This is a genomic window from Ureibacillus sp. FSL K6-2830, from assembly GCF_038004145.1.
In the GTDB taxonomy this organism is placed as follows: domain Bacteria; phylum Bacillota; class Bacilli; order Bacillales_A; family Planococcaceae; genus Ureibacillus; species Ureibacillus thermosphaericus.
This window is the reverse complement of the sequence record NZ_JBBOQR010000001.1, coordinates 1,125,229-1,148,853: the sequence shown is the minus strand read 5'-3', so window position 1 is coordinate 1,148,853 and position 23,625 is coordinate 1,125,229. Positions and strand designations below refer to the sequence as shown.

The 23,625-nt window shown below is 40.9% G+C and carries 21 protein-coding genes, 1 riboswitch and 1 other annotated feature; of the genes, 10 read left to right on the top strand and 11 right to left on the bottom strand.

Going from position 1 to position 23,625, the window contains the following annotated elements; translation table 11 throughout:
• Positions 1–572 precede the first annotated feature (572 nt).
• Complete coding sequence (locus tag NSU17_RS05595; protein ID WP_340704527.1) at positions 573–3,167, bottom strand: ATP-dependent Clp protease ATP-binding subunit; 2,595 nt, start codon at positions 3,165–3,167, stop codon at positions 573–575.
• A gap of 191 nt (positions 3,168–3,358) precedes the next feature.
• Positions 3,359–4,549, bottom strand: a complete 1,191-nt coding sequence (locus NSU17_RS05590; RefSeq protein ID WP_340704526.1) for a pyridoxal phosphate-dependent aminotransferase — start codon at positions 4,547–4,549, stop codon at positions 3,359–3,361.
• A 160-nt stretch (positions 4,550–4,709) separates the two neighbouring features.
• On the opposite strand from NSU17_RS05590, the gene NSU17_RS05585 reads away from it, so the two are divergent.
• From NSU17_RS05585 to cas9, 6 genes are all read left to right on the top strand, one after another.
• Entirely contained in the window at positions 4,710–5,504 is a 795-nt protein-coding gene (locus NSU17_RS05585; RefSeq protein ID WP_340704525.1) for a carbon-nitrogen family hydrolase, read from the top strand.
• Between the two features lie 220 nt (positions 5,505–5,724).
• On the top strand, positions 5,725–6,255 hold the full coding sequence (locus NSU17_RS05580; RefSeq protein WP_445684070.1) for a sigma-70 family RNA polymerase sigma factor: 531 nt from the start codon (positions 5,725–5,727) through the stop codon (positions 6,253–6,255).
• Entirely contained in the window at positions 6,239–7,294 is a 1,056-nt protein-coding gene (locus tag NSU17_RS05575; RefSeq protein WP_340704523.1) for a DUF4179 domain-containing protein, read from the top strand. Before NSU17_RS05580 ends, NSU17_RS05575 begins: the two co-directional genes overlap by 17 nt.
• A gap of 595 nt (positions 7,295–7,889) precedes the next feature.
• The gene (locus NSU17_RS05570) at positions 7,890–8,147 is read left to right on the top strand and encodes a helix-turn-helix domain-containing protein (RefSeq protein WP_340704522.1); all 258 of its coding nucleotides are present in this window, start codon (positions 7,890–7,892) and stop codon (positions 8,145–8,147) included.
• A gap of 76 nt (positions 8,148–8,223) precedes the next feature.
• The gene (locus NSU17_RS05565; protein ID WP_340704521.1) at positions 8,224–9,594 is read left to right on the top strand and encodes an RsmB/NOP family class I SAM-dependent RNA methyltransferase; all 1,371 of its coding nucleotides are present in this window, start codon (positions 8,224–8,226) and stop codon (positions 9,592–9,594) included.
• A gap of 230 nt (positions 9,595–9,824) precedes the next feature.
• On the top strand, positions 9,825–10,829 hold the full coding sequence (gene cas9, locus NSU17_RS05560; RefSeq protein ID WP_340704520.1) for a type II CRISPR RNA-guided endonuclease Cas9: 1,005 nt from the start codon (positions 9,825–9,827) through the stop codon (positions 10,827–10,829).
• Here cas9 and NSU17_RS05555 read toward each other — a convergent pair.
• Both NSU17_RS05555 and NSU17_RS05550 read right to left on the bottom strand, forming a co-directional pair.
• Complete coding sequence (locus NSU17_RS05555) at positions 10,803–11,195, bottom strand: hypothetical protein (RefSeq protein ID WP_340704519.1); 393 nt, start codon at positions 11,193–11,195, stop codon at positions 10,803–10,805. The genes cas9 and NSU17_RS05555 overlap by 27 nt on opposite strands.
• Positions 11,196–11,217: 22 nt before the next feature.
• Positions 11,218–11,970, bottom strand: a complete 753-nt coding sequence (locus NSU17_RS05550) for a hypothetical protein (protein ID WP_340704518.1) — start codon at positions 11,968–11,970, stop codon at positions 11,218–11,220.
• Between the two features lie 112 nt (positions 11,971–12,082).
• On the opposite strand from NSU17_RS05550, the gene NSU17_RS05545 reads away from it, so the two are divergent.
• From NSU17_RS05545 to NSU17_RS05535, 3 genes are all read left to right on the top strand, one after another.
• Positions 12,083–13,381 carry a Y-family DNA polymerase gene (locus tag NSU17_RS05545; RefSeq protein WP_339289281.1) on the top strand — a complete coding sequence of 433 codons (1,299 nt, stop codon included), beginning with the start codon at positions 12,083–12,085 and terminating at the stop codon, positions 13,379–13,381.
• Positions 13,382–13,579: 198 nt separating this feature from the next.
• A complete protein-coding gene (locus NSU17_RS05540; protein WP_016837326.1) occupies positions 13,580–13,897 on the top strand; it encodes a YolD-like family protein in 318 nt (105 codons plus the stop codon).
• 143 nt (positions 13,898–14,040) lie between these two features.
• Entirely contained in the window at positions 14,041–14,994 is a 954-nt protein-coding gene (locus NSU17_RS05535) for an NAD-dependent epimerase/dehydratase family protein (protein WP_340704517.1), read from the top strand.
• Positions 14,995–15,122: 128 nt separating this feature from the next.
• Here NSU17_RS05535 and trpB (NSU17_RS05530) read toward each other — a convergent pair whose 3' ends face one another.
• The 7 genes from trpB (NSU17_RS05530) to NSU17_RS05500 all read right to left on the bottom strand — a co-directional run bounded on the left by trpB (NSU17_RS05530) (position 15,123) and on the right by NSU17_RS05500 (position 22,171).
• A complete protein-coding gene (gene trpB, locus NSU17_RS05530; RefSeq protein ID WP_340704516.1) occupies positions 15,123–16,286 on the bottom strand; it encodes a tryptophan synthase subunit beta in 1,164 nt (387 codons plus the stop codon).
• Positions 16,287–16,341: 55 nt separating this feature from the next.
• Positions 16,342–17,121 carry a tryptophan synthase subunit alpha gene (gene trpA, locus NSU17_RS05525; RefSeq protein ID WP_340433935.1) on the bottom strand — a complete coding sequence of 260 codons (780 nt, stop codon included), beginning with the start codon at positions 17,119–17,121 and terminating at the stop codon, positions 16,342–16,344.
• Complete coding sequence (gene trpB, locus NSU17_RS05520; RefSeq protein WP_339289274.1) at positions 17,118–18,305, bottom strand: tryptophan synthase subunit beta; 1,188 nt, start codon at positions 18,303–18,305, stop codon at positions 17,118–17,120. The genes trpA and trpB (NSU17_RS05520) overlap by 4 nt, the downstream gene beginning before the upstream one ends.
• Before the next feature lie 22 nt (positions 18,306–18,327).
• Positions 18,328–18,939, bottom strand: coding sequence for a phosphoribosylanthranilate isomerase (locus NSU17_RS05515; RefSeq protein WP_340433937.1), 612 nt, complete (start codon positions 18,937–18,939; stop codon positions 18,328–18,330).
• Positions 18,936–19,733, bottom strand: a complete 798-nt coding sequence (trpC, locus tag NSU17_RS05510; RefSeq protein WP_340704515.1) for an indole-3-glycerol phosphate synthase TrpC — start codon at positions 19,731–19,733, stop codon at positions 18,936–18,938. The genes NSU17_RS05515 and trpC overlap by 4 nt, the downstream gene beginning before the upstream one ends.
• Entirely contained in the window at positions 19,733–20,767 is a 1,035-nt protein-coding gene (gene trpD / locus NSU17_RS05505; protein WP_339289268.1) for an anthranilate phosphoribosyltransferase, read from the bottom strand. The genes trpC and trpD overlap by 1 nt, the downstream gene beginning before the upstream one ends.
• A 94-nt stretch (positions 20,768–20,861) precedes the next feature.
• Positions 20,862–21,092 (bottom strand) — a binding site (T-box leader).
• 590 nt (positions 21,093–21,682) lie between these two features.
• Positions 21,683–22,171, bottom strand: coding sequence for a QueT transporter family protein (locus NSU17_RS05500; RefSeq protein WP_340433940.1), 489 nt, complete (start codon positions 22,169–22,171; stop codon positions 21,683–21,685).
• 8 nt (positions 22,172–22,179) lie between these two features.
• A riboswitch (PreQ1 riboswitch) is annotated at positions 22,180–22,223 on the bottom strand.
• 372 nt (positions 22,224–22,595) lie between these two features.
• Between NSU17_RS05500 and NSU17_RS05495 the strand changes: the two genes are divergently transcribed.
• Positions 22,596–23,618: an ABC transporter substrate-binding protein gene (locus tag NSU17_RS05495; RefSeq protein ID WP_340704514.1), complete on the top strand. Its 1,023-nt coding sequence runs from the start codon at positions 22,596–22,598 to the stop codon at positions 23,616–23,618.
• Positions 23,619–23,625 lie beyond the last annotated feature (7 nt).

Sequence of the window (23,625 nt, the reverse complement as noted above, 5' to 3'; positions counted from 1 at the left end):
TGGAACCTCATTGCGGAAAATAACTATTTTTGAGATTTGATGGGATGGAAGTTTAGGAAAGGGGGCGTCTGAAAAGTCATTTTGAGACGCCCCCTTTGCGACTGTCGCACATGCTTAGCCGCAGATAAATTGCGGCTGTCGCTATCGCTTTCGCCGCAGATAAATTGCGGCTGTCGCTATCGCTTTCGCCGCAGATAAATTGCGGCTGTCGCTATCGCTTTCGCCGCAGATAAATTGCGGCTGTCGCTATCGCTTTCGCCGCAGATAAATTGCGGCTGTCGCTATCGCTTTCGCCGCAGATAAATTGCGGCTGTCGCTATCGCTTTCGCCGCAGATAAATTGCGGCTGTCGCTATCGCTTTCGCCGCAGATAAATTGCGGCTGTCGCTATCGCTTTCGCCGCAGATAAATTGCGGCTGTCGCACAAGCTTAGCCGCAGATAAATTGCGACGAGGAGGCGCGTTTGATGTGACCAACGCAGGAGCAAAGTTTTTAAGAGAATATTACTATAAGAAGTAAGGCTGTTCAGAAAGTGTTCGACTTTCTGGACAACCTCCTACTTGAAAGTTGAAATTATATCGGTTCGTAAAGAAAAACCGGTTCATTATTTTTGATGGAAATAGTAATACGGACATTTTCTTCAATTTGATTGGCGATAATATCCCGAGCCAGTGGTGTTTCAATATGTTGGACGATAAACCGCTGAATTGGCCGTGCGCCATTAATTTGGTCGTAGCCATTCTCCGCAATCCATTGTATAACTTCCGAAGTTGTGTGCAAAATTAATTTGTTTTCTTTTAATCGTTCATTGAGTTCTTTCATCATGATTTCGGCAATTGCCACCATTTGTTCTTTCACCAATGGGTTGAAAATGATGGTTTCATCAATCCGGTTTAAAAATTCCGGCTTGAAATGGGAGCGCAATTCGTTAATGACCGCTTGTCTTGCTTCAGATGTAATAACATTATATTTTTCTATCGAATCCAATAGTAGTTTCGATCCGATATTGCTTGTCATAATTAAAATTGTATTTTTAAAGTCCACCGTTCTACCTTGGGAGTCCGTAAGTCTTCCTTCATCGAGCACTTGTAATAGAATGTTGAAAACATCCGGATGTGCTTTTTCGATTTCATCGAGAACGATGATGGAATGGAGACGATGCCGGACCGCTTCCGTCAAGTGGCCCCCTTCGTCATAGCCAGCGTATCCTGGCGGAGGACCAATGAGTTTTGCGACTGCATGTTTTTCCATATACTCTGACATGTCCAGCCGTACCATATCCAGCTCTGTACCAAACAACACTTTTGCCAGTACTTTCGCCAGTTTCGTCTTGCCGACACCTGTAGGTCCAAGAAAAAGGAAGGAGCCGGTTGGTTTATTTGGGTTTTTAATTCCAGCCCTTGAACGCAAGACGGCATGAGTTACTTTTTTCACCGCTTCATCTTGTCCCACAATGTATTTGTGTATTTCGTTCTCCAAATTTAATAGTCGTTCCCGTTCATTTTTCATGACACCTGTAATTTTAATTCCGGTTAGTCTCTCCACGACGCGCTCGATATCTTCAGCGGTCACTACATTATCGATGAAGGTTTTACTTTCTTTTATTACACTCCATTGTTGTTCGAGCTCTTTTAGTCTCTTTTCAGATGCAGGAATATCGTAGGTTTCCAATTGAACGATTTGGCCGACTTCATTATTCTTTACCGCTTTTTCATATAACTTATGCAATCTTACCAAATTTCTTTTTTCCCGTTGCGTAAAATGGAGTATTTCCAGCTCTTTTGCCCATTGTCTTTCCATTTTTTCTTTTTCGTTTTCAATAATTTTTAGCTTCTGTTCAATGGCATACTTCTCAAATGCCGGGTCGGGTTCCAACTCATGCTTATAAAGGGCGATTTTTGCTTGCAAAATTTGTTCGTTGATTTTTTTGATGGAGTGGGGGACTTCATTTAAGGAAATCCGTTTGACTGCGCTGGCTTCATCCATCAAGTCAATGGCTTTATCCGGCAAATACCGGTCGGTGATGTAGCGTTTTGAAAGTTTAACAGCAGCTTCGATGGCTTCATCAGTGATAAAGGTTTCGTGATATAATTCATAGTCTTCTTTAATGCCTTGCAAAATTTCAATGGTTGCTTCAATCGACGGTTCATTGACGATCACACGTTGGAAACGGCGCTCCAACGCTTTATCTTTTTCGATATATTCCCGATATTCATCTTGTGTGGTTGCTCCAATACAGCGAAGTTCACCTCGGGCAAGCATCGGTTTTAATATATTTCCTGCATCCATGGAGCCTTCTGTTCGTCCCGCACCGACGATCGTATGAATTTCATCAATGAAGAGGATGACTTGATTATTTGATTGTTTCACTTCATTTAATACGGCTTTTAATTTTTCTTCAAATTCCCCGCGATATTTAGCCCCAGCAAGAAGGGAGCCCATATCTAGACTATAGACGACTTTATCGAGCAAATTATTTGGAACATCTTTGTTCACAATTTTTTGAACCAACCCTTCAACGATGGCGGTTTTTCCAACCCCAGGGCTGCCTATTAAAATCGCATTATTTTTATTTTTTCTTGTTAAAATGCGGATAATATCATTGATTTCCTTTTCCCTTCCAACGATTCGGTCAACTTTTCCATCTACATATCTTTGATTCAAATTGACTGCATATTTGTTCAATGCGTCGTATAGCGTCTCCTGATTGTCGGATGTGACCGTTTGTCCGTTTCGAGTTTGATGTAATTTTTCATATATGGATTCTTTCGTTACATGATGTTCGGTTAAATATTTTGTAATAGGATTAAAATCTTGTTCAAACAAAGCAATCATTAAATGCTCAACAGAAATAAAGCGATCTCGTAGCCGTTCCGCTTCGATTTCCGCTTGTTTAAACAGCCTTTTTAGTCGTTGGCTTTCTTTTTCTCCATAAGCCATATTCGTACCGGCTAAAGAGGGGATTTTATCTACTTCTTTATTTACTAGTTGAATAAGCTCGTTCATATTCATATTAAATTCTTGATAAAAGTTATAGGCAAAGTTGTTGGGCTGTAATAAAGCGGTCCATAGATGAGGAATATCCAGCTGATAGTTTTGTTTGCTTCGAGCAAGTTTCTTTGCATGGAGAATTCCTTCTTTAACTGCAATTGTATATTTGGCAGTCATGTTATCACCCTTTGCTGTGGAATAGTCAATATTTGTATATCTATCGTAAGCGAAAAATCATATGAAAATCAATCTTATTTCTGAATTTTTTGTCAATTGAAGATTCAGTCGAGGGAATCTTTGGAGATGCAGGGCTGGCAGAGAGGGTAAAAATTTACCCCCTTCTCTTAAAAAAGGGAAGGGGATCGATATCATTTTTGAACTTTTGCTATATCTTTTTGGAAAAATCTTAATGCTTCAATGCGGCGGATGGCTTCTCGGAGCCTCTCTTCTTCCACAAGCAGCCCCACCCGGATATAGCCTTCGCCGTGCTCGCCGAATCCGTTGCCGCTTGCGACTGCCACATCCGCCTTATCCAATAGGTAATCGGAAAATTCTTGGCTCGTAAACCCTTCCGGAACCGGCAACCATGCGAAGAAGGAGCCTTTTGGGGCTTTTACGTTCCATCCGATCCGACGGGCTTCTTCCACCAGCACATTGCGACGGGATTCGTAAATGCTTCTCAGTTCTTCCACACATGATTGGTCGCCGTTTAAGGCATATGCGGCTGCCCGCTGTACGGCAGGGAAGAGGCTGCAAAACAGATGGTCTTGCAACAAGTTGATGGCTTCAATGATGTCGCGGTTACCCACCGCAAAAGCAACGCGCCAGCCAGCCATGTTATAGGTTTTGGATAAAGTGTAAAATTCAACACCGATTTCTTTTGCGCCTTCCGCTTGCAGGAAGCTCACTGGTTTCTCCCCGTCGAATCCAAGTGCTCCGTATGCGAAATCGTGAACAACGGTAATAACATGTTCTTTTGCAAATTGCACCGTTTTATTGAAGAACTCTAAAGTGGCAGTGGCGCCCGTTGGATTGTTTGGATAGTTCAAATACATCAATTTTGCCCGTTTCTTCACTTCATCAGGTAAAGTGTTATAATCCGGGAGAAAATCATTTTCCTCAAGCAATGGCATTGTATCAAAATGAACATCCGCCAACACCGGACCGGATAAATAGTCCGGATAGCCTGGATCCGGTAGCAGCATATAGTCGCCAGGGTTTAACACGCACAACGGAAGCTCGACCAAACCGACTTTTGCACCACCTAAAATGGCCACTTCTTCATTTGGATCGATGTCTACGTTGTATTCCCTTTTGTAAAAGTTGCTTACGGCTTGTTTTAATTCTGGGATGCCACTGAAAAGGGAATATTTATGAGTAGCAGGGTCGGCTGCTGCTTCTTGAAGCGCCTTGACAATGTGAGTAGGTGTTGGGAGGTCTGGATTTCCCTGTCCTAGATTGATCACATCCCGTCCTTCAGCAATCGCTTTATTCACTTTTTGCACAAGGGAAGCGAAAAATTGAGTAGGAAGTTTTTGGAGTTTATAGGATAATTCCATGTGCATCCTCTTTTCTTATTGATTTAGTTGGTGAATGTACAACTTGATTGAATTCTCAAAATCTGTCATTCTGTATTTTAAGAAAATACCAGTTTATAATTATAAGTAGATATGTAGGAATATTATTATTTTCTTGAATAATTGTCTAGGGGGATTCAAGATGAAAATTGGTTGCATTCAAATGAATGTCGGGTTTGGGAAAGTGGAGGAAAACTACGAGCGGGCGGAACAATTGATTCGGGAAGCGGCAAGTAAGGGTGCCGACATTGTGGTATTGCCTGAAATGTGGAATACAGGATATGCTCTTGAAAAATTAAAGGAGTTAGCAGATGAAAATGGCAACCGCACAAAAGCTTTTCTTCAACACCTTGCCAGTGAGCTAGGAATACATATTATCGGTGGTTCTGTAGCGACAAAAGAAAATGGCAAATTTTATAACACGATGTATGTCGTGAATCGAGATGGGGAATTATTGAGTGAATATAGTAAAGTTCATTTATTTAGATTAATGGATGAAGAAAAATATTTAGAAGCTGGCGAATCCATGAACCGCTTTGATTTGGGAGATCTTCCGGCAGCGGCGGTGATTTGCTATGATATCCGTTTCCCTGAATGGCTTCGCGCCCATGCATTAGCGGGAGCAAAAGTGTTGTTCGTTGCTGCTCAATGGCCGACACCAAGAATTGATCATTGGAAAACACTTTTGCAAGCCCGTGCCATTGAAAATCAATGTTTTGTTGTGGCAGTAAATCGAATTTCCCGCAAACCGGAAAACTTTAATGGACAGTCAATGGTGATTGAACCTTGGGGTGAAGTGTTATGGACTGGTGCAGAAGGTGAGGAGTTGGCGGTAATTGACGTAGATTTCTCAAAAGTGGATGAAGTTCGCACACGAATTCCGGTATATGACGACCGCCGTCCAGAATTATATGGGAAAGTAGTAGAGCAAAAGTAAAGGAAAGTGAGCCGAGCAATGTAGGAAATTGCTCGGTTTTTTTTATTGGTTATCGAATCTTGAGTGGACGTAATTTTTTCGAATGGCGATGATTTTTCAGGAGTTGGCAATTATTAGATCTCTGAAATAGGGACTTTTTAACTGTTGATAAAAAACTTTAATCCTTTGAAACTTTTCCATTATCCCTGAAGCTCTAATTAATGAAAGGAGGATGAAGAGAGTGAAACATGATATCGAACTAGTAGAAAAAGCAATCAAAGGAGATGCGACAGCCTTTGAACAATTGCTAATTAAGGAAGAACAAATGCTTTATTACAAAGCACTTTCCTATGTCGGAAGGAAAGAAGACGCACTGGACGTCATCCAAGAAACAGCTTGTAAAGCATTTCTAGCGATTAAAGATTTGCGAAATCCAACATGGCTCTTTAGAATTCTCATTCGTGAATGCTACCAATTATTAATGAAACGCAATCGAATGATTCCGTACGATGAAATGGAACTATTAAGGAAAATGGATCACAAACAGGAGCTACCATCTGATTCTTTTCACTTAGGTGAAGTATTATCAAAATTAAATGAATCGTATCAAACTTCGATTATTTTATTTTATTATCACGACCTGTCTATTCGGGATATTGCCGAAGTGATGGGAAAACCGGTTGGAACAATTAAAACCTATTTGCGAAGAGCTAAAAAACATTTAAAAAATGAATTAGAAAGGAGTTATAAGTTCAATGAAAGAACAATATGATCGTTTCGAAGTGTTTCCGCAAGATGAAGTTCGATTAGCGATTCGAACTGGAATTGCTCAGGCACAAGAGCAAATAGATGGAAAGGTGAAAACTCCTTTATATAAAAGAAAAATAACTTATCTTTTAAGCAGTGTAGCTGCAGTATTTGGATTATTATTCATTTCAGCTCAATATTCTCCTGCGATTGCAACGAGTTTATCGAAAATACCGTTAATTGGTTCTGTTTTTGGTGATTCCGACTTTATTGGTTTACAACATGCCTACCAAGAAGGGTTAATCGACGAAATTGGCGAAACACAAACGGTTAATGGAATATCCGTTACTTTAAATGAAGTTCTGTATGATCAAAGCAATATTACAATCGGCCTCATTATTGAGTCTGAAAGGGAATTAGGTGAACATTATTTCGGTGCTGGCATGGATATTACGATTAATGGAAAATCGCCTAAAGCAGTTACAGGTTCTTATGGAGAAGAAATAGTATCATCAACAACTCGTACAGCCATTCAAACGATCAACATTACAGAAGACATGCCTGACCAATTTGAACTGGGGCTAACGCTTCAAGGAGAAAAGGGTGAAAAATGGCATTTCTCAACACCAATCCAAAAAATAAAAGACATAAAAACAATTCCTGTTCAACATAAACAAACAGTAGATGGCATACAACTTACGGTAACAGAAGTGTCCATAAGTAAAACAGGTGTCAGTGTATCTTTTGTGAGTTCTGAAAAAGAGAGCGATTTTGATAAAACGAGAGGGCATTATATCGATTTCCGAGTAGTAGACCAAGATGGTAACAAACTGACAAACCTTTCAGGTGGAGTGACAGGGGAAAGAATGAAAGATACCATCGTGTATAAAAGTACAAAGCAATTTGATCCAATTGGCTCAAATGTAACGGAATTGACCATTACCCCTTATTTAGTGATTCCGTCTAGTGGTAGAGGGGTAGATGAATACGGAAAATATATCGAAAAGGATTATAGTGCAGTAAAAGACGTTAAATTTGAATCATTTACAGTGAAAATACCTTAATAATTGAAAGGGTGTCTGAAAAGTCATTTTGAGACGCCCCCTTTGCGGCTGTCGCAAGAGCTTTCGCCGCAGATAAATTGCGGCAGTCGCACATGCTTTCGCAGATAAATTGCGGCAGTCGCACATGCTTTCATGCCAGATAAATTGCGGCAGTCGCACATGCTTTCATGCCAGATAAATTGCGGCAGTCGCACATGCTTTCATGCCAGATAAATTGCGGCAGTCGCACATGCTTTCATGCGCAGATAAAATGCGGCTGTCGCAAGAGCTTTCGCCGCAGATAAATTGCGGCTGTCGCACATGCTTTCGCCGCAGATAAATTGCGGCAGTCGCACATGCTTTCGCCGCAGATAAATTGCGGCTGTCGCACATGCTTTCGCCGCAGATAAAATGCGGCTGTCGCAAGAGCTTTCGCCGCAGATAAATTGCGGCGAGGAGGCGCGTTTGATGTGACCACCACAGGAGCAAAGGATTTAAAGAAAATATTACTTTAAGAATTAAGGCTGTTCAAAAAAATTATCGACTTGATATGCGCCCTATTAGGTAGACAGATGAAAAAATAAAAATTCATCTGACCTAATAGGGGGCTTTCATTATGACCTTTTACAAGTATCCTAAAAAGTTCATGTTCAAACTGATTCATTTATATTTAACGGGTGTTGAAAAGTTTGCTCGTCAATATAAAATTCACCAAAGCACTTTAAAACAATGGGTTCGAAAGTATGAAGCTTTTGGTGAAGCGGTCTTTCACTCTAACCACAAATCCGTTAAAAACATGGACTGTCAATATATTTATAAAACGTGGCAATATTGTCACAATATCAGTAAACATAGCCATAAATACTGTAAATAAAAACATGTTCTCCACCCCAAAATTTAAAATGAGTGATAATATAATCAATGGCACTTAAACTTTTGAGGTGAACAAATTGAATCTACCACAAACCTTTAAAGACAAAATGCAAACATTATTACAAGATGAATATGATGCGTTTATTCGAAGTTACGAAGAAGAAAAGAATCAAGGGTTGCGCATTAATACATTAAAGATTTCCATAGATGAATTTTTACAAATTAATCCTTTTACGACTGAGAAAATCCCTTGGGTGAAGGAAGGATATTTTTATCCTAACAATGAACGTCCAGGAAAACACCCATACCATGAAGCGGGATTATATTATATCCAAGAACCAAGTGCGATGGCGGTAGGGGAATTGGTAGATCCCAAACCAGGGGAATACATTCTCGATTTATGTGCAGCACCGGGCGGGAAAACTACACATCTTGCATCGAAAATGAATGGAGAAGGGCTGCTTGTCTCGAACGAAATCCATCCGCAACGGGCAAAAATTCTATCGCAAAACGTCGAGCGAATGGGTATCAAAAATGCCATCGTGACCAATGAAACACCGGAACGTTTAGCAGCGCGTTTCCCAAGTTTTTTTGATCGAATCTTAGTGGATGCCCCCTGTTCTGGAGAAGGAATGTTTCGAAAAGATGAAGAGGCTCGCTTGCATTGGAGTCCAGACAATGTAACTCTTTGTGCCAATAGACAAGACGATATTCTTGAGTATGCGCAAAGCATGTTAAAACCAGGTGGTCGTCTTGTGTATTCTACGTGCACCTTTTCTCCAGAAGAAAATGAAGGAACGATCAGCCGCTTTCTTGAAAAGTATCCACACTTCGAGATTGAACAAGTGGAAGTGTATGAAGGCTTTAGCCAAGGAAGAGCGGATTGGGTGGAAAATGCAGCCTCAAATATTGAACAAACGATTCGCATATGGCCTCATCTTGTGAAAGGGGAAGGGCATTATATTGCGGTGTTAAAAAAGAAGGACGGGGACGAGGCGCCTCGCATGAAGTATCCGAAACAAAAACTGGACCCGAAAATGATGAAGGCGTACCAGGATTTTGCCGGCGAAACATTAAATATCATGCCTTTTGGATATTTCCTTGCCTTCAACGACCAATTGTATGGATTGCCTGAAGAAGTACCAACATTAGAAAAATTAAAGGTGCTCCGTCCAGGATTGCATTTAGGAACGTTCAAAAAGAACCGATTCGAGCCTTCCCATGCCCTTGCCTTGGCTTTACGAAAGGATGAAGCAAAAAACGTATCGAATCTTTCCGCGGATTCGGATGAAATCATTTCCTATTTGAAAGGAGAAGTTTTACAAGCTAGCGGTCCAAAAGGATGGCACTTAATCACCGTTGATGGTTATTCGATTGGTTGGGGAAAACTCGCTGGGAATATGATGAAAAACCATTACCCAAAAGGACTGCGGTGGATGGGGAATTAGCTTTTATCTTACGAAAAGAGTTGGGGGAATAACGCTAAACTTTCACCGCGAATGAAATTCCTGTTACATGTAGCAACAAATTCAAAAATCTACATACATTAGAAATAACCTCTCGAGGCTGCTCTGGCTTTGGGGGGTGTTTTTATTTATAAAATTGTAAATTTTCTTCCAATAGATGTGAATTATAGGATACTATATAAGTATAAATAGTTAGTGGAGGAAGGGAAGTTATGAGTAAAGTACTAGGTCTGGATATCGGGGTTTCATCAGTTGGTTGGGGGATTATTGACACTGAAAAAATGGAGATAATTGATGCGGGTGTCAGACTATTTGAGGAAGCAACGAGAAATGCCAATGAAGAGCGACGTGGATTTCGGGGGGCAAGAAGATTAAAAAGAAGAAGAAACCATCGATTAGAGCGAGCTAAAAAATTATTTGAAGAGTTTGGTATACCGACAAATTGCATCGGCACAGGAAATCCATATGAAATTAGATGCAAAGCGTTAAAAGAAAAAGTATCGTTGGAAGAATTAGCAATTGGTCTTTATCACATTGTAAAAAGAAGGGGTACCGTAATAGATGCTCCTTTAGAAGAAGAAAAAACGGGTGGAGAATTATCAACAAAAGAACAATTAAAAAGAAATAGTAAGGAACTAGAAACAAAATATGTTTGTGAAATACAGTTTGAAAGATTGAAAAAAGGATTAGTTCGTTCCCATGAGAACCGTTTCCGCACGGAAGATTATATAAAGGAAGCAAGAGCTATTTTAAATAGACAAGCCCAATTCCATCAAGAAATCAATGATGAATTTATTGAAAAGTATATTGAGTTAGTTCAAAAAAGAAGAGCTTATTATGATGGCCCTGGATCTAAAAAATCTCCTACCATTTACGGTAGATATTTTATAAAAAATGGGAAATTCCATGAGATGTCGATGATTGAGAAAATGAGAGGGAAATGTACTTATTTCTCGGATCAACCTCGCATTGCAAAAATGTCATTTACAGCGGAATTGTATGATTTATTAAACGGTGACTTAAATAAATTGCAAGTAAATGGGGAGTATTTAACTGAGGAAGATAAAAAATATATAGTTGAAGAAATTGTTAAGAAGGGCCAGAAGGTTACAATAGATCGAATTTTAAAATATAAAGGGCTTCCAAAACAAAAGAAGGTACAACCGTTTCTGTACTCTTCAGTCATGATTTCACTTAGTATGATTGTCTGCCTTTAGGAATAGGGTGTCCTCTTGTTCGGATAGCGTGGCAACTTGTGCGAATAGGGTGTCCGCTTGTTCAGATAGCGCGGCAACTTGTGCGAATAGGGTGTCCGCTTGTTCAGATAGCGCGGCAACTTGTGCGAATAGGGTGTCCGCTTGTTCGAATAGCGTGGCAACTTGTGCGAATAGGGTGTCCTCTTGTTCGGATAGCGCGGCAACTTGTGCGAATAGGGTGTCCGCTTGTTCGAATAGCGCGGCAACTTGTTCGGATAACACGTCCGCTTGTTCAAATAGCGTGGCAACTTGTGCGAATAGGGTGTCCGCTTGTTCGGATAACACGTCCTCTTGCTCAGATAGCGCGGCAACTTGTTCGGATAACACGTCCTCTTGTTCGGATAGCGTGTCACTTGTTCGAATAGCGCGGCAACTTGTTCGGATAACACGTCCGCTTGTTCAGATAGCGCGGCAACTTGTGCGAATAGGGTGTCCTCTTGTTCGGATAGCGCGGCAACTTGTTCGGATAACACGTCCTCTTGTTCAGATAGCGTGGCAACTTGTGCGAATAGGGTGTCCTCTTGTTCAGATAGCGTGGCAACTTGTGCGAATAGGGTGTCCTCTTGTTCAGATAGGGTGTCCTCTTGTTCAGATAGAGCGTGGCAACTTGTGCGAATAGGGTGTCCGCTTGTTCGGATAGCGCGTCAACTTGTTCGGATAACACGTCCTCTTGTTCAGATAGCGCGGCAACTTGTTCAGATAGCGCGGCAACTTGTTCGGATAACACGTCCGCTTGTTCAGATTGCGCGTCAACTTGTTCGGATAACACGTCCTCTTGTTCGAATAGCGCGGCAACTTGTTCGGATAGCGTGTCAACTTGTGCGAATAGGGTGTCCTCTTGTTCGGATAACACGTCCGCTTGTTCGGATAGCGCGGCAACTTGTGCGAATAGGGTGTCCGCTTGTTCAGATAGCGTGGCAACTTGTGCGAATAGGGTGTCCTCTTGTTCGGATAGCGCGGCAACTTGTTCGGATAACACGTCCGCTTGTTCGGATATCGCGGCAACTTGTTCAGATAAAATGTTCCCTTGTGCAGATAACCCCTCAACTTGTCTAAATAGCATGTCCGCTTGTGAAGGTAACATCCTCAATCCAATCCCCAACCTTATCCTCCTATTTCCACATAATCTCACTTGTCGTCTCAATGGTCTCGTTTTAAAATGAGTTATAGAACAAATGTTCCCTTCGTATGATAAAATAGGGAGGTGGTTAAGTATGCGCATAAATACATTCAACTACACGAACTTTAGCCCAGAAGAATTATATCAACATCTCCCAAACCGTTCGATCATTTGCATTGATATGCGTTGCTTTTATGCTAGTTGCATGGCGATGCTTCACAATTTAAATCCAATGGAAGTGCCGATAGCGGTGGTGGGCAATTTTGAGCAAAAGGGCAGTATCGTGCTTGCTGCATCACCACCGATGAAGAAGCGTTTTGGCATCAAAACCGGATCTCGGCTTTATGAAATACCCAAACATCCAGACATTAAATTGTTCGAACCGAAAATGGAATTTTTCGTGCAAATGTCGATGGAGATTACGAATTTAATTAACCAATTCGTACCGAAAGAAGCGATTCATGTATATAGCATTGATGAAAGTTTTGTTGATTTAACAGGCACGGAAAAACTTTGGGGGCCACCTGAAAAAACTGCCAAATACATTCAAGAAAGAATATATAGCCAGTTTCAAATTCCGAGTGCGGTAGGGATGGGGCCGAATATGCTCATGGCAAAACTAGCTCTTGATTTAGAGGCGAAGAAAACAGAATTTGCTCAATGGACGTATGAAGATGTTCCGAAAAAATTATGGCCTGTGGCGCCCCTTTCTGAAATGTGGGGAATTGGTCGCCGCACGGAACGCACGTTAAATAATATGGGCATTTTCAAAGTAGGAGATTTAGCGCAAACCGATTTACAACTGCTGGAAAAGCGCTTCGGTATTTTAGGAAATCAATTGTACTATCACGCTTGGGGAATTGACTTATCCCCTCTTGGTGCGCCACTTGCAGAAGGGCAAATTAGCTTCGGCAAAGGGCAAGTGCTTATGCGGGATTATCGCACACGCAGCGAAATTCTTACCGTCATTTTAGAAATGTGTGAAGATGTGGCGCGGCGAGCAAGGGAAGCGTATCAAGTAGGAAGAACGGTTTCTCTTGGTGTGAATTACAGCAAAGATGCCTTTGGAGGAGGATTTTATCGCTCCCGAACAATCGATGAACCGACGAATGATACGATGAAAATTTATGAAGTATGCAAAGAATTGCTTGATGAGTTTTATGCCGAACGCCCTGTAAGACAACTTGCTATCAGTCTCTCTAAACTTGAAACGGAACGCTCCATGCAATTAAGTTTTTTTGACCAGCAAAAATGGAAAAGGCGAAAACTTGGCGCGGTAATGGATACTTTGCGCTCTAAAATAGGGCCCACTGCTGTGCTTCGTGCGGTTTCTTATACAGAAGCAGGAACGGCCCTTGAGAGAGCTCAACTTCTTGGTGGACATAAGAAATAGAAGGAGGACGCGGCTTGTTGTGTGTATGTCTGAGAAGACGGCGGATTAACTCCTCGGCGAATATAACAAATTGTAGAGGTATGTTCCCTAGCAAGAGGCGGATTATCTCTTCGAACGAAGAGAAAAAGGAAGAAACTTGCTATGCCCAAACACACCTCCAACGACCTGCAACAAATGGAGTATAAAAGGGGTGAGAAAGTGATTCGAGATCGTGGAAATATTAAATGGAATGCCATGATGCTTCCGGAACATGTGAAAGTACTCCGGGAATGGAGAGAAAAAGATAAATATGAAGAAAAACCAACTCTTGATGAAGGGGCATTGCAAGATTTAAACGAACAGCTGCTCATTGCCTTCACCAATCGCTATGAAGTCGAATTAAAAATTTGGCACAAGGGGCGCATCTTCAAAGCGACAGGGAAGATTGCCAAGCTCCATGCTGAACATGGCTGTACATTCGAAGATGGCCGCACCTTCTCCTTTGAATCGATCTATGGCATTACGATTATGGAATAAAAATAGAAAAATCCCTTCCTCTAGTCAAAAGAATAGCCCAACAAAAAGCACTGGCATATAAATAGTTTACAACATAATTTATATTGTTCGCGAATCGTGAGAATGTCGCTTTTAAGCCTGTAATTCACCAGAGGAGGGGCAAGATGAAAAGAATTCTTGTAACAGGTGCGCTTGGACAGATTGGTTCGGAATTGGTGAGAAAACTCAGATTTGAATACGGAAAAGATAATGTACTAGCAACGGATATTCGAGAAGACAAAAATCATGACGGTCCCTTTGAAGTGTTGGATGTGCTCGATGCATTAAAAATGTACGAAGTGGCGAAAAGATTTAATGCAGATACGATGATTCATTTGGCAGCATTGCTTTCCGCAACGGCAGAAATTAAACCAATCCTTGCATGGGAATTAAATATGGGCGGTTTATTAAATGCGTTAGAGGTTTCAAAAGAATTAAACATGCAATTGTTTAATCCGAGTTCTATTGCAGTCTTTGGGCCAACTACTCCGAAAAACGATACACCACAAGAAACATTGCAACGGCCGACGACCATGTATGGCGTGAATAAAGTAGCAGGAGAATTGCTATGCGATTATTATCACTTACGCTACGGTGTTGATGTAAGAGGTCTTCGATTCCCAGGTTTAATTTCACCAGGAACACCACCTGGAGGAGGAACGACGGATTATGCGGTGGAAATTTATCATAAAGCGGTAAATGAGGGAAGTTATACTTCTTATATTGCAGAAGGAACATATATGGATATGATGTATATGCCTGATGCATTGAATGCGATTGTGGATTTAATGGAAGCAGATCCTGCCAAACTAACTGTTCGCAATGCCTATAATATCTCCGCAATGAGCTTTGATCCATCAGAGATTGCAGCGGAAATCAAAAAACATATTCCTCATTTTGAAATTAAATATGACGTCGATCCGGTGCGGCAAAGTATTGCGGAAAGTTGGCCAAATTCCATCGATTCTTCCCGAGCGATTGCTGACTGGGGATTCAAGGCAACTTATGATTTAACGACAATGACAATCGATATGCTTGATAAAATCGGTGGAGGCATTAAAAGCAAAACGACACTATAACACGTAAAAGGGATTTTATTTATATATGATACGTAAAGAAAAAGGAGAGTTAGAAGTTCCGAAACTTTGCGACTTCTCTTAACGAAAAAATTGCATAAGAAAAGGGGAGTTCGAATTCGAACAGCCCCTTATTTTTTCAGCAATTCAAATACTTGTTGTACATCTTTATCACCACGGCCAGAAATATTAACGATAATGCTATCTTCAGCTGATAAAGTAGGTGCCAATTTCAGAGCATAGGCAACGGCGTGAGAGCTTTCAAGAGCTGGAATAATACCTTCCGTTTTGGATAACGTTTGGAATGCTTCTAATACTTCTTCGTTTGTGACCGCAACATACTCGCCGCGGCCTGTTTCATGCAAGTAGGCGTGTAGTGGTCCAACCCCTTGATAATCTAAACCGGCAGCGATGGAATTTGTATCGAGCAAGTTGCCTTCTTCATCTTGAAGGACATAGCTTTTGAAGCCGTGAAGGATGCCGGGAGAACCTTTCGTAAGGGTTGCAGCGCCTGCAGGTTCCACACCGATTAAGCGCACATTTTCATCATTAATATAATGGGAGAAAGCACCAGCTGCATTGCTGCCCCCACCGACAGCAGCGATAATAGCTGTTGGAAGTTTGCCTTCTCTTTCTAAATGTTGAGCGCGGCTTTCACGGCTAATCACGGATTGGAAATGTTCTACAATTTCAGGATATGGAGTAGGGCCTACAGCAGAGCCTAGCAAATAGAAAGTATTTTCATAGTTATGAACTAAATCAAGGAAGGCTTCATCTACCGCTTCTTTTAATAAGCCGTTTCCTTTATCCACCGCAACTACTTGAGCACCGAGAAGCTCCATGCGGAACACATTTAAAGCTTGGCGCTTCGTGTCCTTTGCGCCCATGTAAATCGTGCATTCCATTCCGAACATCGCAGCAGCTGTCGCAGTGGCAACTCCGTGTTGTCCAGCTCCCGTTTCAGCGATGATTCTTTTAGCTCCCATACGTTTGGCAAGCAAAATTTGGCCAAGCACATTGTTTAATTTATGGGAGCCCGTATGGTTTAAATCTTCTCGTTTTAAATAAATTTTTGCTCCGCCTAATTTTTCCGTTAAGTTTTTAGCAAAGTAAAGGGGAGTTTCGCGGCCAGCATATTCTTTTAAGTAATAGTTTAGTTCTTCATTGAAAGCTGGGTCGTCTTTAACTTTCCCAAATTCTTCTGCAATTCGGTCGAGCACTTTTTGTACCTCATCTGGAACAAAGCTGCCACCAAAATCTCCATAGTAACCATTTTTAATTAAAGTTTTGCTCAAGATTTACAACTCCTTTTTCAAAGTGTTGATTTTGTCACAAAAACAGTCAATATGTTCACAAAATCTGTATCTTCGAAGCTTTCACAAGACTTTCAATTGTATCCCAATCATCTTTTGTTAAACTGTCAACGATTTTACTGCCGACAATAACACCGCTTGTAAAGGTGCCGAATTGTATAACCTGTTCTGGGGTGGAAATGCCGAACCCTGCTAAAACAGGTGTATCTGTATAGCTTTGAATTTTTTCAAAATGGCTCTCTAAGTCGCCTTCGAAAGTGGAGCGAGCACCAGTGATTCCATTAACTGTCACCGCATAAATAAATCCTTCGCTTGCTTTTGTAAGCTTTTCAATTCGCTCTGGTGTACTTGTCAATGAAACAAGCTGAACTAAGTCAACGCCATATGCCTTAAGTGAAGGGTGAACGATAGTACTTTCTTCTAGTGGCATATCTGGAATAATGACGCCGCGAATCCCTGCCTCATAAGCATCTTTTGCAAATGCATCGATTCCGTAGGCTAAAATCGGGTTTAAATAGGTCATTGCCACTAATGGAACCGTAATTTCATCTGCGAAAGAGGCAAGAGTTTCAAGTACTTTTCGTAATGTTGTGCCCTTTGCTAATGCTCTTACAGCAGCCTCTTCAATCGTCGGTCCATCCGCTACAGGGTCGGTGAAGGGGATGCCCACTTCAATCGCAGTGACTCCTAGTTGTTGCAATTTCAAAATCGTCGGTTTCAACGTATCAAGCCCGCCATCGCCAGCCATTATGTAAGGAATAAAAGCTTTATGGCCTAGGCGAGTTGCTCCTACAATTGCTTCAGTTAATTGGCTCATGATAAGTCACCTCCAAGGGCATCAAAAATTGTATGAACGTCTTTATCTCCACGGCCGGATAAACAAACGACGATAATCTGATCTTGGTTCATTGTTTTTGCAAGTTCAGTAGCATAATAAACGGCATGGGCGCTCTCTAAAGCAGGGAGAATCCCTTCTGTTTGGCAAAGAAGTTTAACCGCCGCAAGCGCTTCTTCATCAGTTGCCATGACATATTGGGCGCGGCCAGTTTCATACAAATAGCAATGTTCTGGGCCGACTCCCGGATAGTCAAGCCCCGCGGAAATGGAGTGAGCTTCTTGTACAAATCCGTCATCATCTTGCAATAAGTACATATAAGCGCCATGCAATACACCCGTTTTTCCACCGTTAATAGCAGCTGCATGTTTTCCAGTTTCAAAGCCTTTTCCGGCAGCTTCCACACCGTATAGAGCAACCTCTTGATTTTCAACGAAAGGATAGAACATACCAATGGAGTTGCTGCCACCTCCGATGCAAGCAACAACAGCATCAGGCAGTCGGTTTTCCTTTTCGATAATTTGTTTTTTCGTTTCATCGCCAATGATCCGCTGGAAATCACGGACAATTGTAGGGAAGGGGTGTGGCCCCATGGCAGAGCCTAAAATGTAGTGGGTTGTTTCGACATTTGTCACCCAGTAACGCAACGCTTCGTTGACCGCATCTTTTAATGTTCTGGATCCTTTATCGACAGCCACCACTTTTGTACCTAATAGCTCCATGCGGAATACGTTCAATGCTTGACGCTTTACATCTTCTGCTCCCATGAAGACGATGCATTCCATGTTGAGTAGGGCGCAGGCAGTTGCAGTTGCGACACCATGTTGACCAGCTCCAGTTTCGGCAACAATTTTTGTTTTGCCCATCCGTTTTGCAAGCAATGCCTGGCCGAGAGCGTTGTTAATTTTGTGGGCTCCTGTATGGTTTAAATCTTCTCGTTTTAAATAAATTTTTGCGCCGCCACAATGCTCAGTAAGTCGTTCTGCAAAGTAAAGGGGCGTTTCTCTGCCAACGTAGTCTTTTAAATAGTAGTGAAGTTCCTGTTGGAAAGACTCATCATGTTTATATTGTTCATAAGCTTCTTCAAGTTCCAGTAAGGCTGTCATTAATGTTTCCGGAACAAATTGACCGCCAAAACGACCGAACTTGCCTTTTACTTTCGTCATGTCATTTAGCTCCTTTAACCGTTTATTGTAAAGTTGTTGCTGCTTGGATGAATGATTGAATCAGCTCACAATTTTTCTTTCCATCTTGCTCAACGCCGCTTGAAACATCTACAGCGAAAGGTTGTACCGCTGCAATCGCCTGCTGCACGTTCAAAGCATTCAGTCCTCCTGCAAGTATTACTTTCTCTTTAGGGATGGAAAGTTGATCAAGTAAAGACCAATCAAATGATTTACCACTCCCGCCAGCGAAATCTGTTCCGGGAGCATCGAATAAATAGTAATCTACGTTGTACTTGCTAGCTTTTTCAACATCGCTAAGCTCGCGGATGGAAAAAGCTTTGATAGAAGGGAGTCCTAGTTTTTCGATAAAAGTTGGTTCTTCATTGCCGTGATATTGAATGAAATCGAGTGGTACTTTTTCAAAAGCTTCTTTCACTTCATCTTCTGTCGGATTGACAAATACACCAACTTTTTTCACATGTTTCGGTACTATTTGTGCAAGTTCACAGGCCTTTTTGATGGAAATTTGTCTTTTGCTTGGCGCAAACACAAAGCCTAAAAAATTCGCTCCTGCAGCAACTGCACAATGCACGTGAACTTTTTCTTTTAATCCGCAAATTTTCACTTTCGTCATCGCTCTACATCCTTAAAGGGAGGAAGTTTTATTTGGAAAGATTTTAATGTCTCTTCCACATTGCCGCTTCTCATCAACGATTCGCCGACAAGAATTCCACGGGCTCCCGCTTTAGCAACACGTTCGGCATCCACTGTTTCAAAAATGCCGCTTTCACTGATGAAGGCTATACCTTCAACGCGATTGATTGTTTCTGCCAACTTTTCAGTTTGAGCTAAGTTGACGTGGAATGTTTTCAAATCTCTGTTATTGACACCAATCAATTTTGGTTGAAGGCGAAGGGCGCGCTCCAATTCTTCTTCGTTGTGTACTTCAACAAGTACCTCCAACCCTAAACCTGTTGCGTACTCATATAATTCCGATAAAGTTTCGTCATCTAAAGCAGCGACAATCAGCAAAATAACGGATGCACCTGCATGGAGTGCATAATCGATTTGCACTTTATCGATGATGAAATCTTTATTTAAAATTGGAGTATCTACATGATTTGCAATGCTGGCCAAGTCTTCAAAAGATCCTTTGAAAAACTTTTCTTCCGTTAAAACAGAGATGCATGCTGCACCAGCTTGTGCATATCGTTTTGCTTGTTGTACTGGGTCAGCGTCCTCATTTATGATGCCTTTAGAAGGGGAGGCTCGCTTCATTTCTGCAATAATTTGAAGAGTGTCAGATTTTCGTAATGCATCGTACAATGATGGCCGTTTTTTTAAAGGAATGTCCCATTGGGGCTTTGATTCTTTCAATTTTGGAAGAATCGCTTTTTTATGTTCAATTATCATATCTAAAATCGTCATTAAAGTGCTTGCTCCTTTATTGTGTTTTGGCTAAATTCAATCACTGCTTCTAGTTTCTTATAAGCACGACCGGATTCGATGGCATCACGAGCCATGGAAACACCTTCTTTCAATGTTTCGGCAATGCCGTAAGCGAAGAAACCGAGAGCTGAATTTAAAACGACTGCATCATAGTATGGCGAGCGTTTTCCTTTCAATAATTCTTTTAATATTTCAGCATTTTCTTCCGGTGTACCACCACGGAGGTGTGATATCGATGCAGGTTGTATACCCAGTTCTTCAATGTTGATGGTGAAAGGTTTAATTTCGCCATTTTCCAACAGGGCAGAACGGTTTCGGTGGTCGAGAGAAGCTTCATCCATGCCTTGTGATCCTGAAATAACGATAGCTCGCTTTCTCCCTAAAATACTTAATACTTTTGCATATTCCTCCACGAAATCTGGACGATTAATGCCGACTAGTTGAACCTCTAAGTCAACAGGATTTGTTAAGGGGCCAACTAAGTTGAAAATGGTTGGCTTACCAATTGCTCGTCGAACTTCACCGATGCGTTTCAGTTTTGGATGAACGGCCGGGGCATATAGAAAAGTGATTCCTTCTTGTTCCAATAACTGTACGGACTCATGGACAGTAAAATCTGTATGAATACCTAGTGCTTGTAGGACATCGGCACTTCCAGAAGAACTAGAAATTTTCCGATTGCCGTGTTTTGCAACTTTGACACCACTACTGGCTAACACAAAGGCAGAAGTTGTACTGATGTTGAAAGTTTTCAGACCGTCGCCCCCAGTACCGCAAATATCGATATAAGTATCTTTTGGAACAGGGAAATGAATGGCATTGGATTTCATCACGATGGAAAGGGCGGCAATTTCCTCTGCTGTTTCACCTTTTTCATGAAGTGCTACTAAAAATTCAGCAATTGCTTCTTTTGGTGTTTCCTCGTTAAAGATGATTTCTACCGCTTGAATCATATCGTCATAAGATAAGTTTTCCTTCTGTTGAACTCGTTTGATATAAGCTTGAATGTTCATTCTATCATCCTCCAAATTTAAAATTTGAAGTTTAGATAGAATAGCCGGTGGGAGAAATAAAAAAACCTCTGCAAAAGGGCATGAAAACCCATTTGCAGAGGACGACCTTGCTGCCGCGTTGCCACCTCTATTGAAGCAGTTATGACTTCCACCTCGGTGTGCTCACTGTCGTGAACACTTCCCAATAACGCGGGAAAGACGTCAACCACTTGCGCAGTTGCTCTCGTAAGGCCCATTCACGAAAAGGAATGCACTAGTTTCCACCAACCACTAGCTCTCTATCGCATTACACATTTCGCTACTTTTCCTTACTCATCAATTTTGCTCGGCTATTCTCAACTAAACTCAGACTCTACTCAACTAAGCTACCGGTGCGGTGATTGTGCTTCCACAACCTTTCTCCGCCACGTTTGATTTCAGTATATTTTATTCTGAAATTATATGAATGTCAATAATTTTCGGTAAATTTGGGAAGGAAAATGTTATTCGAATAAATAAGTATTTTCGAATCGATAAATTGCTAAATTCAAAAAATAATTGCTGATTGTAAAAATCAAGCAAATCCAAAAGAGTTCGTTCATTTTTAATCCTAGTATAAGAGGCCGGGGCAAAAGATAAAAAACACCATTTTCTCACGGGAGAAAATGGTGTTTTTGATAATTGAAGAAAATTGATTTCCGTTCCGGGGACGCTTTCCGCGGGCCCGGCTCGAGCCTCCTCTGATTCAATCCTTCGCTCCTTCGGGGTCTCGAAAGGGCTCGTCGCAGGAAAGCTTTGAATTTACTTCCTTGAACTTGCTCCGCTCTGCGGCTAAGCGTGCGCGACAGAAACTCGCCCCGTCACTCCAATCAATTTTTTACAAAAAATCTTTTTGCAGCTCGTTCACTTTATTAGTTAAGTCCCAGCCTCTTTATATTATTGATCGATTAAATTTTTGAAATGTAATCGTTTATCTAGCAATTGCATAATTGGAATGCCGATTAGTAAAACAACCGCTTCACCAATGGCTGTAGTTAACCACGAAAGCCAGAAGGGAAGCTCTAACGCTAACTTTAATTCTAAAGCGATAATCCACATCATGAATGTGAAGACAAATGAGTTAATCAACATACGATAGGCGATGTTTTTCACATATTTGCTAACGATGATAAGAATCGTTAAGCAAATAACGGAGTGGGCTACTCCGAAGACTAAATCAAACCAGCCTAGAGGTGAAAATAAGTTTGATATAAATACGCCTAATACAACACCTAGCATATAGCGAGGGTTAAAGGCAATTAGGTGGTTAAAGATTTCAGCGATGCGAAATTGAATATCGCCAAAGCTTAAAAATGATAGCGTATACGTTACCGCAATATAAAGTGCAGCTATGATTGCGGACATTGCCATAAATTTTGTTTTCATTAAATTTTCACTCCTTAGTTTTTTATCGTGGGATTTCGCGAACCACGGTGTGATAAGCACACAAAATATAATTCTATCATAAACAAAAAGAAAATCAAATTTAGCTTTGGAAAAAATGAACGATGATAAAGGGAAGATTTCGTACAACAAAATAAAGTTCACAATTTTGTCACAAAATATTCATTATTTCAAAAAAATAATTTATTCTAGAAAATCCTCGTAATTTAGCGATTTAAAGCGATAAATTAACATTACTAAAGTAATAAAAAGAATTTTCTTAAATTCAGAACATTCCTAATGTTATTGACTCTTGAACGATGAGAATGTAATATATCGTTAAACTCTAGCTTTATTTGAATAAAGCGAAAAAATTTTTCATTCGAAATTGTTAGTAATTTTTTGAAGGATAGCGGGGGATATTTGTATGAAAAGTAGCATGAAAAAACTATCATTTTTGCTCTTTGGTTTAATGTTGCTTCTAGCTGCTTGTGGCGGCGGCGGTAATGATACATCTGAATCGAGCGAAAACAACACAGAAAACGAAACAACAGAAGAAGCAAAAAATTATAAGATTGGTGTAACACAAATTGTTGAACATCCATCTTTAAACGCTGCATATCAAGGATTCCAAGATGCATTGAAAGATGCTGGTTTAAATGTTGAATATGATTATCAAATTGCACAAAACGATAATAGTTTGAATACGCAAATTGCACAAAACTTAGCAAGTGCAGGAGTAGATTTGATTTTCGCCAACTCCACTCCATCTGCACAAGCTGCTAAAAATGTAACAACTGAAATTCCAATTGTTTTTACATCTGTAACAGATCCGGTTGCAGCTCAATTAATTGATTCGATTGAATCACCTGGTGCAAACGTTACTGGTACGATTGACTTGCACCCAGAAGCAATTAAAACAACGGTAGAATTCATGAAAGACGCTTTAGACGTTAAATCAATCGGAATGGTTTACAACGCAGGTGAACAAAACTCAGTAGCTCAAGTAAACCAAGTGAAAGAGATTGCTGATTCATTAGGTTTAAAAGTAGAAGGTGCTACTGTATCTCAAAGTTCAGAGATCAAACAAGCTGCAGAATCTTTAATCGGAAAAGTTGATGCATTTTATATCATTACAGATAACACAGTCGTATCCGCTCTAGAATCTATTATTCAAGTAGCAGATAGCAATAAACTACCGCTTGTTGTTGGTGAATTTGACTCTGTAAGACGCGGCGGATTGTTGGCATTTGGTTTCGAGTATTACGATATCGGATATCAAGCTGGTGAAATGGCTGCAAAAATCTTAAAAGGTGAAGCGACACCTGCAGATATTCCAGCAGAATATCCAAATACATTGAAATTAGTAATGAATAAAGATGCAATTGAGAAACTTGGTCTTGAAGTGAAAGACGAGTGGGAAGCTGAGCTTGTCGAAACACAACAATAAAATATTT